The 14,477-nt window shown below is 61.5% G+C and carries 12 protein-coding genes; 7 read left to right on the top strand and 5 right to left on the bottom strand.

Annotated features, from left to right (window positions below):
• A complete protein-coding gene (gene groES / locus JNC62_RS03670) occupies positions 1-315 on the bottom strand; it encodes a co-chaperone GroES (RefSeq protein WP_374836057.1) in 315 nt (104 codons plus the stop codon).
• A gap of 547 nt (positions 316-862) precedes the next feature.
• Between groES and JNC62_RS03665 the strand changes: the two genes are divergently transcribed.
• Positions 863-1,339, top strand: a complete 477-nt coding sequence (locus JNC62_RS03665; protein WP_374836055.1) for an Hsp20 family protein — start codon at positions 863-865, stop codon at positions 1,337-1,339.
• 72 nt (positions 1,340-1,411) lie between these two features.
• On the top strand, positions 1,412-1,711 hold the full coding sequence (locus JNC62_RS03660; RefSeq protein ID WP_374836053.1) for a DUF982 domain-containing protein: 300 nt from the start codon (positions 1,412-1,414) through the stop codon (positions 1,709-1,711).
• A 161-nt stretch (positions 1,712-1,872) separates the two neighbouring features.
• Here the strand turns inward: JNC62_RS03660 and JNC62_RS03655 are convergent, their stop codons facing one another.
• Together JNC62_RS03655 and hmgA are read right to left on the bottom strand one after the other, a co-directional pair.
• On the bottom strand, positions 1,873-2,364 hold the full coding sequence (locus tag JNC62_RS03655) for an NUDIX hydrolase (protein WP_374836051.1): 492 nt from the start codon (positions 2,362-2,364) through the stop codon (positions 1,873-1,875).
• A gap of 288 nt (positions 2,365-2,652) precedes the next feature.
• Positions 2,653-4,014, bottom strand: coding sequence for a homogentisate 1,2-dioxygenase (hmgA, locus tag JNC62_RS03650; protein WP_374836050.1), 1,362 nt, complete (start codon positions 4,012-4,014; stop codon positions 2,653-2,655).
• Between the two features lie 86 nt (positions 4,015-4,100).
• On the opposite strand from hmgA, the gene JNC62_RS03645 reads away from it, so the two are divergent.
• A complete protein-coding gene (locus JNC62_RS03645; protein WP_374836048.1) occupies positions 4,101-4,616 on the top strand; it encodes a MarR family winged helix-turn-helix transcriptional regulator in 516 nt (171 codons plus the stop codon).
• Positions 4,617-4,678: 62 nt separating this feature from the next.
• On the opposite strand, the gene JNC62_RS03640 is transcribed toward JNC62_RS03645, so the two are convergent.
• Positions 4,679-6,574: a putative bifunctional diguanylate cyclase/phosphodiesterase gene (locus JNC62_RS03640; RefSeq protein ID WP_374836046.1), complete on the bottom strand. Its 1,896-nt coding sequence runs from the start codon at positions 6,572-6,574 to the stop codon at positions 4,679-4,681.
• A 303-nt stretch (positions 6,575-6,877) separates the two neighbouring features.
• Between JNC62_RS03640 and repA the strand changes: the two genes are divergently transcribed.
• From repA to fba, 3 genes are all read left to right on the top strand, one after another.
• Complete coding sequence (repA, locus tag JNC62_RS03635) at positions 6,878-8,095, top strand: plasmid partitioning protein RepA (RefSeq protein WP_377174712.1); 1,218 nt, start codon at positions 6,878-6,880, stop codon at positions 8,093-8,095.
• Positions 8,092-9,123, top strand: coding sequence for a plasmid partitioning protein RepB (repB, locus tag JNC62_RS03630; RefSeq protein WP_374836043.1), 1,032 nt, complete (start codon positions 8,092-8,094; stop codon positions 9,121-9,123). The genes repA and repB overlap by 4 nt, the downstream gene beginning before the upstream one ends.
• Positions 9,124-9,572: 449 nt before the next feature.
• Positions 9,573-10,619, top strand: coding sequence for a class II fructose-bisphosphate aldolase (gene fba / locus JNC62_RS03625; RefSeq protein ID WP_374836041.1), 1,047 nt, complete (start codon positions 9,573-9,575; stop codon positions 10,617-10,619).
• 581 nt (positions 10,620-11,200) lie between these two features.
• Here the strand turns inward: fba and JNC62_RS03620 are convergent.
• Positions 11,201-12,115, bottom strand: coding sequence for a hydrogen peroxide-inducible genes activator (locus JNC62_RS03620; RefSeq protein WP_374836039.1), 915 nt, complete (start codon positions 12,113-12,115; stop codon positions 11,201-11,203).
• 166 nt (positions 12,116-12,281) lie between these two features.
• On the opposite strand from JNC62_RS03620, the gene katG reads away from it, so the two are divergent.
• The gene (gene katG / locus JNC62_RS03615; RefSeq protein ID WP_374836037.1) at positions 12,282-14,456 is read left to right on the top strand and encodes a catalase/peroxidase HPI; all 2,175 of its coding nucleotides are present in this window, start codon (positions 12,282-12,284) and stop codon (positions 14,454-14,456) included.
• Positions 14,457-14,477 lie beyond the last annotated feature (21 nt).

Raw genomic sequence — 14,477 nt, 5'->3', positions numbered from 1 at the left:
TCAGGCGGCCTTCTTCCGCACGGCCTGGGCTTCGATGATGCCCATGACATCGCTTTCCTTCATGATCAGCAGGTCTTCGCCGTTGATCTTGATTTCAGTTCCGGACCATTTGCCGAACAGGATGCGATCGCCGGCCTTGACGTCGAGCGGCTGGATCTGGCCCGCATCGTTGCGAGCGCCTGGGCCGACGGCGATGACTTCGCCTTCCTGCGGCTTTTCCTTGGCGGTATCGGGAATGATGATCCCGCCCTTGGTCTTCTCCTCGGATTCGACCCGGCGGACGAGAATACGATCATGAAGCGGTCGGAACGACATGTTTTCCTCCAATGGACAAACAATGGTGACGTTGCTCCCCCGAGCCGGACCGGATGACCAGTCCGGGCGGGTACAAGACCTCGAATGAGCGTCTTGCGGGAGACGATCTGGTTTTGCGATTTTACGATTTCAAGAGGTCGAACCAAAAAAACAGCACCTGCGTGTGGCTGGCACTAACACGCTGTAAAACAACATTAAAAGAACCTCTCTCACCTGAGAAACTTGGGGAAGCCGTGAAAAATTTTTGCCACCATCTCACCGTTGGATAACGAAGATGAAGCATACAATTTTCATCCAATCCTGAACGGCAGCTCTCGGGCCCCTGCATCTATCCCGTCAGCAGTGCATCGGACCCAACGAACGGCCCCGTGTCGACGGCGAACTGAAGCCGCATTGAGGTGGGCGCAAAATTTTCCGGACGGTTCTTGAAACCAGATTCGGCACAAACCAAATCGTTTGCCGCCAGCCGCTGACAATAGGGCTGGCCTCGTCTGGAAGCGCCATTTGCGGCGTTCCGTAACCATGTTGCTTCAAGGAGGATATGGCTATGGCAACATCTTATGACTATGCACCCCTGTTCCGTTCGAGCGTCGGCTTCGACCGCGTTTTCAATCTGCTGGAAAATGCCCAGCGGGCCCGCTCTGCGAGCGACTGGCCACCCTATGACATCGTCAAGTCCGGCGACGACCATTACCGGATATCGATCGCAGTCGCTGGCTTCGCGCGCGATGACCTCGACATCACGTTCCAGTCGAACCTTCTGACGGTGACCGGCAAGAAGCAGGAGTCGCCAACCGAAGGCTATCTCCATCGCGGTATCGCTGCCCGGCCGTTCGAGCATCGCTTCGAACTCGCCGATCATGTCAGGGTGAAAGGCGCGGACCTGAACAATGGTCTCCTGTCGATCGAGCTCGTTCGCGAGCTTCCCGAAGAGATGAAGCCGCGGAAAATCTCCATCCAGAGCGTGCCGAGCATCGAGAAACCGGCTGCTCCGGCGCAGATCGAGGCGCAGAAGGCCGCGTAGACAAGCCCCAGCGAAAAAGGGCGCCGTTGCGACGGCGCCCGTCCAACATTCCGGGTTGGGAAGGAGAGTGTCATGAAACCCGATATGTTCCGAGAACCGGTTTATATTCTCGTCGGTTTGGGCTTTCCGGCAGAAATCCGTTCCGTCTTGGACGCCTGCCGTTATCTGTCTGACTGGCCGCCGTCGTCGAGCGACACCGCCCACTCGATCGCGCTGAAAGCCTGCCGTGCTGCGCTGCGCGGAGAAATCGAAGTGGAAACTGCGCGCGGCCTCTTCGCCGCCTTCGCCGAAAGGCACGACCTGCTCGCACCGGATATGGCTGTTGTCACGGCCTCGCGGATGAGACGCGACCGGGACCCGCACGTGCGCTGAGGTGTGGCGTGAGGCCGGTGCGATAAAAGTCCGACGGCCGTTGAAGGCCAAGCAGAACTTGCGCGCCAAGCATCGACACGCGCACTTAATCAAAGGCGATCTTGGTTCTGTCGATCTGAGACCTATGCTTCTTCCCTCGGAGGATCGATGGAAGAGTTACCCTAATTTTTATTGTCGTCCGAGAACGGCGCGTCACCTCCGTTCGAACCAGCCTGGTGTAGAAGCGTCATGAGTTCGGGCTCGTCCACAAGCAAGGCGGCATCCTCTGGCTGGAGCCACTTTCTGATGCGCTGGTCGCGTTCCTTCCAGCGTGAACGGGTCCGTTTCGCTTCCAACGGGTAGACGGTCACCCGGACCGGGATGAAGCAGCGATCTGTCCTTTTCCAGTAAAAGTAGCTGCCGATCGACTGGCGTGCGATCTTGCCCTCGACGCCGGCCTCTTCCATCGCCTCGATGCGCGCGGCCTTGTGGTCTTTTTTTCCCTTCATCCGCCATCCCTTGGGCAGCGTGAAGCGTTTGGTCTGACGCGACGTGATCAGCATGACTTCCAGACCGCCGTCTTTGCTGATTCGGTAGGGCAGAGCGCCCACCTGCTGCAAGATGGCGCCGTTTTCAGCGGCACGCTCCCTTCTTCTGTGTTTGTGGTCGCTCATCTTGAACCTCCCGCCCCTTCGGCTGCGAGGATTAACTGGCGCTCAAGGGCATTTGTTCCCCCTGTCCGGAGGATCTCGTCGACGACCTAAACCCTGAAAAGTCGAACATTTTCGTCCTCAGTGGCAGTCTGAAGTCGGCCACGAACCGCGACAATGGCGACGGTGATGCTGGTGAGTGGGTGCTAGGTCCGGCATCGAGCGTGCTCAACGACGGTGCCTCGTCTTTCTCGCTTCCCGCCTTAAGACCCGTATCACGAGGCAACGACGTGACCGTCGCGCCGCCGGCCATCACTTGATGCCCGGCGTGCCGTCGAACTTGCGATCGAGACCGTCCCAGCAGTCGATGTAGTTGTGCTGCAGCGTCTCCAGCTCGGCGGCGAACTTCGTCAGGTGCTGGGGAAAGCGGGTCTCGAACATGAAGGCCATGGTGTTGTCGAGCTTCACCGGCTTGAGCTCGCCGTTGGAGGCCTTCTCGAAACCCATGGCGTCCGGACCGTGCGGCAGCATCATGTTGTGCAGGCTCATGCCGCCGGGGACGAAGCCCTCCTCCTTGGCGTCGTACTGCCCGTGGATCAGGCCCATGAACTCGCTCATGATGTTGCGATGGTACCAGGGCGGGCGGAAGGTGTGCTCGGCGACCAGCCAGCGCGGCGGGAAGATGACGAAGTCGACGTTCGCCGTCCCCGCCTCGCCCGACGGTGCCGTCAGCACCGTGAAGATCGACGGATCGGGATGGTCGAACAGGATCGCTCCGACCGGCGAGAACGTTCGGAGGTCATACTTGAACGGCGCGTAGTTGCCGTGCCAGGCGACGACGTCGAGCGGCGAGTGGCCGATCTCGGTGACGTAGAACTTGCCACACCACTTCACATGCACGCGGCAGGGTGTCTCCTTGTCCTCGAAGGCGGCGACCGGCGTCCTGAAGTCGCGCGGGTTGGCCAGGCAGTTGGCGCCGATCGGGCCGCGGTCGGGCATGGTGAACTTGGCGCCGTAGTTCTCGCAAATATAGCCGCGCCAGGTGTTCCCCTCCCCCCGTCGGGTGACCTTGAACATCATGCCGCGCGGGATCAGGCAAATCTCCAGCGGCTCGACCTCCATGATGCCCATTTCGGTGACGACCCGCAGCGCCCCCATTTGCGGAACGACCAGCAGTTCGCCATCGGCGTTGAAGAAGTAGTCGTCCACCATGTCGGCGTTAAAGGTGTAGGCATGGGCGGCCATGCCGACCTGGGTCATGACATCGCCGGCGGCTGTCATGGTGCGGATGCCGTCAAGGAAGGTCAGCGCCTCTGTCGGCGCCGGCAGCGGGTTCCAGCGCAACTGTCCGAGCGGCAGCGAATGGTCGTCGAGGCACGGGGCCGACTTCCAGAAGGGGTAGCTCGCATGGGCGAACCTGCACGTATGGCGGACGCTCGGGCGGATGCGGTAGAGCCAGGAGCGCTCGTTGGTGCCGCGCGGGGCGGTGAAGGGCGAGCCCGAAAGCTGCTCGGCATAGAGGCCGTAATTGCACTTCTGCGGGCTGTTCTGGCCCTGCGGCAGGGCGCCCGGGAGCGCTTCGGTTTCGAAATCGTTGCCGAAGCCCGGCATGTAGTTGACGCCATCGGACGTGGTCGTGCCTCGGGCGACCGTCTCGTCGGTCTTCTCCAGCATGGCTTGCACCTCCTCTGCAAAACTGCCATATCGCAGGAATTGGTTACAGTCGTAACGGTCTATTTTGTAACTATCAAGGCGGTCCGATGAGCCGGAATTTCACTGACGAAACGTCGAAATTTGGAGCGGGCAAGGAGGACTTCGACCTCGGCGCATTCCTGCCCTACCGGTTGAACCGGGCGGCAGAAATGGTCAGCCAGCGCTTTGCCGCGCAATACAAGGCGCGCTACGACATGACCCGCCCGGAATGGCGGGCGCTTGCCGCCCTTGGCTCGTGCGGGCGGATGACGGCGACGGAGATCGGCGCGAACTCGACGATGCACAAGACGAAGGTTTCGCGCGCGGTGAAGGCGCTGGAGGACCGCCGCTGGCTGAAGCGGACCCTCGATGAAGACGACCGGCGCGTCGAGCATCTGGAACTGACCGCCCAGGGAGCAAGGATCTATCGGGACATGGTGGAGATGGCGCGAGTCTATGAACGCGAACTGGTCGCGATGCTCGGTGCAGGCGGATTGAAGCAACTGGAGGCGGGCCTTGGCGCAGTGGAGTGCGCCATGTCGCCTTCAAGATCCGAACGAGGACGAGGTGGCACCTCGAACTAGCGTCATATCAGACCATCTGCATCGGCAGCGACGGCGCTGGCGCCAACCGACGCCCCACCATTTCAAGTGTTGCATGACGCCGCAGCTGCATGCGCTTCCGCTGTTTTAGGCGAGCTAACCTGCTGAAGCATCCGCCTCAGCATGGTTGACTGGTACGCGGTCGGAACGGCCTCGACCGCCAGCGGCCTTGAGATCAGATAGCCCTGGATCCGATCGCAGCCCATCTCCTTGAGCAATGCCATCTGCTCTTCGCTGTCGATTCCCTCCGCGGTGACGATAAGGCCGAGACTATGCGCGAGATCGATGATGCCCCGCACGATTTTTCGATCGCTTTCGTCGACGACGAGGCCCTTTATGAAACTGCGGTCAATCTTGATGCGGTCGAGCGGCAGTTCCTTCAAATGCGTGAGCGAGGCGTAGCCTGTACCAAAATCATCAAAGGCGATTTCAAAACCGGCACGATGAAGCCGGTCTATTTCTTCCCTGACCCGAACGGCCTGCTTGCCAAGGAACATGCCCTCGGTCACCTCGATCGCAATCGTGTCCGCGCCAAGCCCATGGCCGCGCAAATCTTCCAGCAGGCGTTCCGTATATCCGGGTCTCGCGAAATCTGCGGCCGTCGTGTTGATGGCGATCTTGCCGAACGGAAGGCCGCTTTTCAGCCATTCGGCCGCTTGCGCGACAACCGACTGGCGAACGAAGCTGCCGATCGAAGCGGTGATACGGTGATCGTCAAAGACTTCCATGAAGCGGCCAGGCGCGATAAGGCCGTGCTCGGGGTGCTGCCACCGCAAGAGCGCCTCCATGCTTTCCGGGGCCCCGGTCGACAAAGAAACGATCGGTTGATAGTGGAGCAGGAACTCGCCTCTCACCAAACCGTTGCGCGCCTGCTCATGGAGCCTCAGTCGTCGGGTCGTGGCGATTTCGAGCCCCTCCTGGAAGAACTCATAACGATTGCGACCAAGCTTTTTTGCACTGTAGAGGGCGATGTCGGCATTCTTGATGAGTTCGGTGGAATTGCTGCCATCGCGCGGAAAGCGCGCAATCCCGATGCTGGCGCAAACGATCGTCTTGGCGATGCCGAGGTCGATCGGAAGCTGAACGGTCTTCTGGACATTGTCCAACAGGTCCCGCAGGTCACCTTCACCGGGAATCGGCGTGAGAACGATCACAAACTCGTCGCCACCGAAGCGAGCAACGATGTCGGTCGGTCTCACCGCCTGCCTTATGCGGCGGGCGACGATTTTCAGGAGCGCATCACCCGTCTGATGACCGTATATATCATTGATATCCTTGAAATTATCCACGTCCAACATCGCCACGGCGGCGTGGCCGGACAGGTCGGAAGCCTGCTTGATCTTCTGCGCAAGCGCCTTTTGCAGCGCGAAGCGGTTCAAAAGCCCGGTAAGGGGATCAACGCTTGCTGCTTCTGCCAGGCGATGCTGGGCCTGCTTTTGCGCGGTAATGTCGAAGCGGCAGGCGACGTAGTGGGTCACTTTGCCATCGACATCGAGCCGAGGAATAATTGTCGTCGCGACCCAGTAGAGTGAGCCGTTCTTCGCTTTGTTGCAGATCTCGCCTCGCCATGTCTGCCCCCTCCGGATGGTGCGGAACATCTCTCCGAAGAACTGCCTGTCATGGGTGCCGGAGTTGAGCAGGCGGTGGTTCGCGCCGATCAGTTCCTGCTGGGAGTATCCGCTGATGTCGCAGAACTTCTGATTGGCATAGAGGATCGTACCGTCGGGGTCGGTGACGGCGACAATCAGGACGGCATCAACCGCATCGATCCAGAACGCATCATCACGCCCAGCCGAGACCTGGTCGTGATCCAAGGAACGGGCAAGGCTGGTGTGGGGCTTCGAATGGTGGGGTTCATCTGCGGACTGGAGAGGTGGTGCAGGTTGGCGCACGGTATTTTCTTTTCTTTTTATTGCATTCAGTTGCGAGGTCGCAGCCACGTCAGCCCGACCATAAATGGGTGTCCCCGTGGCGGCCGGTTGAAGCTGGTGCGGGGGTCTTGCTCCGTTTCCATTCACAAACGGTAAATTTTGCACTGCGAACCTTCGGGATACGGTGTTGTCCCCTCCCCTCGCCTCCCCTTCTCGCAGCTGGCGCGCAGTGTCGTTACATGCCGGCGCGGGGCAGCGGCTGTGAGCGTTAACCTATCGTTAACGATAAAGAGTTTGACCAGGCGCGCAAATCAGTTGAAAAACAGTCGCGACGGATTTTTTCCGAGTTTCCTCCACTAACCGTCGGACATCATGGAAAATTCACTCAGACGCCCCCAGGACCTCCCCTCCTCCGCTGACCGGATCATGCGCCATTCGCAGCTTCTGTCGGCCCAGTTGCAGAACCTTCGCCAGCAGATGTACCCGCCGGAAGCGATGAAATCGCTGAAGACCTTCTCGTCGAAGGATGCGGCTACACTCCTTGGCGTGGCCGAATCGACCCTGCGCCAGATGTCGCTCGACGGCGAAGGGGTGATCCCCGACCGGCAGGACAATGGCCGGCGCGTCTATACGCTGGCGCAGATCAACGAGATCCGCACCTATCTGGCCAATCGCCGTCCGGCGGAGGCGCTCGATTTCCTGCCGCGCCGGCGGCCGGGCGACAAGCTGCAGGTGCTGGCGATCGCCAACTTCAAGGGCGGATCGGCCAAGACGACGACAACGGTACACCTGGCGCACTACCTGGCCCTCCAGGGCCTGCGCGTGCTGGCGATCGATCTCGATCCGCAGGCGTCGCTGTCGACCATGTTCGGCTATCAGCCGGAGTTCGACGTGGACGCCAACCAGACGCTCTACGCGGCCATCCGCTATGACGAGCGCGAGCGGGTCCCCCTCTCCGCCGTGATCCGCCAGACCTATTTCGACGGCGTCGACATCGTGCCGGGCAATCTCGAGCTGATGGAATACGAGCACGAGACGCCACAGGCGATCGCCAGGGGCCAGTCGCGCGGCGATGGCATGTTCTTCCGCCGCCTCAAGACGGTGCTTAGCGAGGTCGAGGACGATTACGACGTGGTGCTGATCGACGCTCCACCCCAGCTCGGATATCTGACGCTCGGCGCGCTCTACGCCGCCACCGGCCTGCTGATCACCGTCCATCCGGCGATGCTCGACGTCGCCTCGATGAACCAGTTCCTCGCCATGACGAGCGACTTGCTCGGCGTCATCGAAGACGCCGGCGGCGCGTTGGAGCATGATTTCATTCGTTACGTGCTGACGCGCCACAATCCGCACGACGTGCCGCAGGTGAACGTCGTTGCACTGCTGCGGTCCTTGTTCGGCGAGGACGTGTTGGCGGCGTCGGTGGTCGATACCACGGCCATCGCCAGCGCCGGGCTGGAGAAGAAAAGCCTATACGAGATGACCCGGGGCAGCGTCGGCCGCGACACGCTCAACCGGGCGCTCGAATCCGTCGATGCGGTCAACGCAGAGATTTTCCGTCACATCAAGACCGTGTGGGGACGCAAATGAACAACGCCAGTGACCGCTCCAAAAGAATGAAGGCCATGTTTGGCGGCATCAATCCTGAGGAACTTGCGGCCGCCGTTGCCCCCTCGCCGCTTTCGCAATCGGGCCGTCGCGTCTCCTCCGGCGCCGTGCGCTCGATGCAGGATTCCTTTTCGGCGATCGAGGACGAGAATGTGCGGCTGCGCGAGCAGATCGCTGGCGCCGAAGCCGTGATCGAGATTCCGCCGGACCAACTCGTGCCCTCCTTCGTGCGCGACCGCATGGAGGAGCACGTCGATCCCGGTCTCGATGACCTGGTCCGCAGCCTGCGCGAGCACGGTCAACAGGTGCCGATCCTCGTCCGTCCGCACCCGGACCGGCCCGGCCACTACCAGATTGCCTATGGTCATCGCCGCTGGCGGGCAGCGAACACGCTGAACCGGCCGGTCAAGGCGATCGTGCGCGAACTTTCCGACGATGCGTTGGTCATCGCTCAGGGCAAGGAAAACAGCGAGCGCAAGGATCTGTCCTTCATCGAGCAGGCGCTGTTTGCGCAGGAACTGAAAGAACGCGGCTTTGATCGACAGACGATTGCGGCTGCCCTCGGCCGCAGCGAGGACAAGGGGCTCGCCTACATCTCGATCCTCACGTCACTGGCTGCCGCGCTGGCGCCCGAGATCGTTCGCAAGATCGGTCCGGCACCGAAGACCGGGCGACCGAAGTGGGAAAAGCTCGCAGCGCATTTCTTCGAGCGCAAATTGCCGGCCGGGCGTTCGTCGGCGGCAAACGGTCTGATGTCCTCCGACAAGTGGCTGAGCGCCGACAGTGACGCGCGCTTTGCCATGCTGCTTTCGCTATTGGAGGCAAAGGAGAAGCCGGCCTCGAGCAGGAGCGCGATCAAGGACGGAGCGGGGCGAGAGGCCGTCGTGATCGAGCGGACCGGGACCGTGACGCGGTTTGCGATCGACGATCGGCGGTCGCCGGGGCTTGCCGAGTGGCTGGCGACGGAGCTGCCAGCGCTGGTGACCCGCTTCGAGCGGGATCGGGCGTAGACAACAAGCGGGTGAGGGCGGCGATCCAGCCGCCCTTTGCTTTCCGGCGGGCCCTGCCGGAAGGAGACTGCTGCGGCGTTCGCACTGCAAGTGGCCACGGATCGCCGCGTCGGCGGCGGCAAAGGCCAATAAGCCGCAACACCCAAGGCTGAACGGTTAATCCCCGCCTAGCACACTGAAAATGCAGCATAAATTCTCATGACGTTTCAGCTGTAACTCTCTCCTTTCCCGAGGGCGTGGAATTTCACCGCTCATGCTCCGATCGCCTATGTTGCAAGCGGTATCATGACCCGCTATGTGGATATTAAGATGTTGAAATTTATTGCTAATCGATTTGAATCGGTTTCAATCGATTTGGTGATATTTTCCTGCGCCGAGGGCTGTTGCCAGGCTCGGCGCATCTGTGATTAGTGCCGTCGACGAAGGCTACTCGAAAAGGGAGAAACGGAATGGCGTTGATTACCATGCGGCAGTTGCTCGATCATGCTGCTGAGAACAACTACGCGCTGCCCGCGTTCAACGTGAACAATCTGGAATACATTCAGGCCGTCATGCGCGCGGCTGACGCGACGGATTCGCCGGTGATCCTGCAGGCAAGCCGCGGCGCGCGCGCCTATGCCGGCGACGCCTTCCTGCGCCACCTGATCCTCGGTGCGGCCGAGGAATACCCGCACATCCCGATCTGCCTGCATCTCGACCATGGCGACCAGCCATCGACCTGCATCTCGGCGATTACCAACGGCTTCACCTCGGTGATGATGGACGGCTCGCTGCTCGCCGACGGCAAGACGGTCGCGAGCTACGAGTACAATGTCGACGTCACCGCGGAAGTCGTGAAGATCGCGCATGCAGCCGGCGTCTCGGTTGAGGGCGAGCTCGGCTGTCTCGGCAATCTTGAAACGGGCGCCGGCGACAAGGAAGACGGGCACGGCTTCGAGGGCAAGCTGTCGCGCGAGGAACTTTTGACCGATCCGGATCAGGCGCTCGACTTCGTCTCCAAGACCGGCGTCGACGCGCTGGCCGTTGCCATCGGCACCAGCCACGGCGCCTACAAGTTCACCCGCGAGCCGGACGGCGAGATCCTGTCGATCGAGACGATCGCCAAGATCAACAAGAGGCTGCCGAACACCCACCTCGTCATGCACGGCTCTTCTTCGGTTCCGAAGAACCTGCAAGACCTGTTCAACGCCTATGGCGGCAAGATGAAGCCGACCTGGGGCGTGCCGGTGTCCGAAATCCAGAAGGCGATCCCGCTCGGCGTGCGCAAGGTCAACATCGACACCGACCTGCGGCTGGCGATGACCGGGACGATCCGCAAGAACTTTTCCGAGAACCCGGAAAACTTCGACCCGCGCAACTACCTGAAGCCGGCCACCGCGCTGATGACGGAAGTCTGCAAGGAGCGCTTCGAAGCCTTCCGCACCGCCGGCAAGGCCTCGAAGATCCGGGCCAAGCGCCTGCCGGACATGGTGAAGTTCTACGCTTCCGCGAGATAAAATGGTCCGGGGCGGGGAGGCGACTTCCGCCCCGAGCGTCCCTGCGTCGACAGGCGTCCGATCTCGCGGGGGCGATCGTTGCCAGCGGGTGCCTGATGCGCAAGCGGTGATGTATAAGACGACGACCTGGGATCCGGGGGAGGGGCGGATCGCTCGGATCGGCGGCACCTGCCGGCACAATGCTTCCCGTCCAACGCGTAGGCACGAGGCGTGCTGGCGGCATTCGCAGCCTCGACATTGCCGCGGGGCGCGGTTGGCGAGGTCCTGCAGGTGGCCGTGCAGGGGAGGGGCGCGGGCAGGGCCGCCAGGCGGAACTGGCCGCTCGTCGGCACCACTTTTCGCTGTTTTCCGGCACGAATCGGCCCATCGTCAAAACAATTGATAAGGCAAGATTATCGTTCCTATGCTGTTAATGCCGAGCCGTGCGGTTTGACGTTAAAATGTCGGCCTAAATGCACGAATTGCTCGCCTGGTGGAGCTGCCCCCAAAAGACTGGACATGCTCAGGCTTGCGATTGCGGGCTGACGAACTCGCGCGAGATTGATATCCTGAGACGCTGTGACTGATACGCAGACCCGGTCTTAAATTGAGTTTGCCTGGCTCTGCATCTTCACACCGACTTCCCGAGCGATATCGGCGATCTGGACGAACTGCTCGGAGAGGGGATTGCTTTTGCGCCAGACCATGCCGATCGTGCGGCTGGGACGCGGTTCGGCAAGCCGAGACACGTATACCGGGGACGCGCGGGTTTCAGTATCGACAGCCATCTGCGGGATCAGCGTGACGCCTATGCCGGCACCTACCATCCGGACCAGTGTAGAGAGCGAGCTGCCCTCCATCAGCTCCCGCGTCGATGATGCATTGAGATTGCAGACGGAAAGGGCCTGGTCCCTGAAGCAGTGCCCCTCCTCCAGGAGGAGCAGACGCATTTCGTGCAGCCGGTCGTTACTGGGAACCGACTTTCCCCTATCCTCCAATGGCCGCACGAGGACAAACTCCTCGTCGAAAAGAGGCGCCTCCTCCAGAGCCGGCTCCGAAATCGGCAGTGCGACAATGGCCACATCGAGCCTGCCTTCCGCCAGATCCTGAATCAGCTTTTGCGTGATTGCCTCCTTGGGGCGCGGATCAAGGCCGGGAAAACGTCGTGTCAATGCCTGGATGATCTCGGGCAGCAAATACGGCGCCGCCGTGGGAATAATGCCAAGACGCAAGCGTCCGGCAAGCGGCCCGTGAGCGGCCCGGCGCAAATCTTCCAGTTCGTCGACAGCGCGCAGTATGGCCCGCGCGCGCGCCGCAAATTCCTCGCCAAGCCCCGTGAGCCGGATGCGACGCCCCCCGCGTTCCACCAGAGGCGCACCAAGCAGTTCCTCCAGTTCCTTTATCTGCACCGACAGTGCCGGCTGGGAGATGGCGCAAGTGCTCGCAGCACGGCCGAAATGCCCCAGCCGGGCGAGTGCGTCGAAATAGCGGAGATGTTTCATGGAAAGGCCATTCATAACCTAAACATATCGCCGCCTTTAGAAATTACAATTGTCCTTTATCGATTGAACTTGATATTTGATTACCAGCTGGAAGGCGTTTCACGGTAATGCCACCTTCCAACGGCGCCCGATGAAGCCGCTTCCAGCGTCCTGCAGAGCAACTCATCCGCTGGAGAGCAAAATGGATACGAAGACGAATCCGACCGGCAAATGTCCGGTCATGCACGGCAGCAACACGGCGCTAGGTCACTCCGTCATGGAGTGGTGGCCCAATGCACTGAACCTCGACATCCTGCACCAGCACGACACCAAGACCAATCCGCTCGGCAGGGACTTCAACTACCGGGAAGAACTGAAGAAACTCGACGTGGATGCGTTGAAGGCCGATTTGCGCGCGCTGATGACGGACAGCCAGGATTGGTGGCCGGCAGACTGGGGCAGCTATGTCGGCATGATGGCGCGCGTCAGCTGGCACGCGGCCGGCTCCTACCGCACCTCCGACGGCCGCGGCGGCGCCAATACCGGCAACCAGCGCTTCGCCCCACTCAATTCCTGGCCCGACAATGTCAACACCGACAAGGGCCGCCGCCTGCTTTGGCCGATCAAGAAGAAGTACGGCAACAAGATCTCCTGGGCCGATTTGATAGCGCTCGCCGGAACGATCGCCTATGACGTCGCCGGCCTCAAAACTTTCGGCTTTGCCTTCGGTCGCGAAGACATCTGGCACCCAGAGAAGGACATATACTGGGGTGACGAGAAGGAGTGGCTGGCGCCGAGCGACGGTCGCTATAGCGACCTTGGCCAGGCCGCGACGCTGGCGAACCCGCTTGCCGCCGTGCAGATGGGCCTCATCTACGTCAATCCGGAGGGCGTCAACGGCAAGTCCGATCCGCTCGCGACCGCCGCGCAGATGCGCGAGACGTTCGCCCGCATGGGGATGAACGACGAGGAAACCGTCGCGCTGACCGCCGGCGGCCACACCATCGGCAAGACCCACGGCAACGGCAACCCGCTCGACCTCAGCCCCGATCCGGAAACGGCCGCTCCCGAATTCCAGGGTCTCGGCTGGATGAACACCAAGGGCCGCGGCATCGGCCGCAATACGGTCGTCTCCGGCCTCGAGGGCGCCTGGACCACCGAGCCGACCAAGTGGGACAACGGCTTCTTCGAGATGCTCTTCAAGCATGACTGGCACCTGGTAAAGAGCCCGGCCGGCGCTAACCAGTGGGAACCGGTATCGATTGCCGAGCAGGACCGGCCCGTCGACGTGGAGGATCCGTCGATCCGCCACAACCCGATGATGACTGACGCGGACATGGCGTTGAAGATGGACCCGATCTACCGCGAAATCTCGCTGCGATTCATGAACGATTTCGAGGCCTTCTCGGACGCGTTCGCGCGCGCGTGGTTCAAGCTCACCCACCGCGACATGGGGCCGAAGTCACGCTATTTCGGCCCCGACGTACCGGCGGAAGATCTCATCTGGCAGGATCCGGTTCCGGCCGGTCGCAAGGACTATGACGTCGCGGCGGTCGAAGCGAAGATCGCGGCTTCAGGTCTTTCGGTTTCGGATCTGGTCGCCACCGCCTGGGACAGTGCCCGCACCTTCCGCGGGTCGGACTTCCGCGGCGGCGCGAACGGCGCCCGCATCCGCCTGGCCCCGCAGAAGGACTGGGAAGGCAACGAGCCGGCGCGGCTTGCGCGCGTCCTGGCCGTGCTTGGACCGATCGCGGCCGCGGCGGGCGCGAGCCTCGCCGACGTGATCGTGCTCGCCGGCAACTATGGCGTCCGACAAGCCGCGAAGGCGGCTGGATTCGACGTTGCAGTGCCCTTCGCGCCCGGTCGTGGCGATGCGACAGCGGAGCAGACCGACGCTGAGAGCTTTGCACCGCTCGAGCCGCTGGCCGACGGCTTTCGCAACTGGCTCAAAACGGACTATCTGGTCAGTCCCGAAGAACTGTTGCTCGACCGTGCCCAACTGATGGGGCTTACCGCGCCCGAGATGACGGCACTGATCGGCGGTCTGCGCGTCATTGGCACCAACCACGCCGGCACTCCGCACGGCGTCTTTACCGACCGCGTCGGCGCGCTCACGACCGACTTCTTCTGCACGGTAACAGATATGGCCTATTCCTGGGTGCCGACGGGCAACAATCTCTATGAGATCCGCGATCGCAAGACCGGCGCAGTCAAATATACCGCAACGCGCGTCGATCTGGTCTTCGGCTCAAATTCGGTCCTGCGGGCCTATGCCGAGGTCTATGCCCAGGATGACAACAAGGAAAAGTTCGTGAAGGACTTCGTCGCCGCCTGGACGAAGGTCATGAACGCCGACCGCTTCGATCTGGTGGCATAGCGAACACTCATCGTAGTTCAC

It is taken from the genome of Mycoplana ramosa, from assembly GCF_041930185.1.
In the GTDB taxonomy this organism is placed as follows: domain Bacteria; phylum Pseudomonadota; class Alphaproteobacteria; order Rhizobiales; family Rhizobiaceae; genus Mycoplana; species Mycoplana ramosa.
The sequence above is the reverse complement of the archived record's forward strand: the minus strand, read 5'-3'. Positions and strand labels throughout refer to the sequence as shown.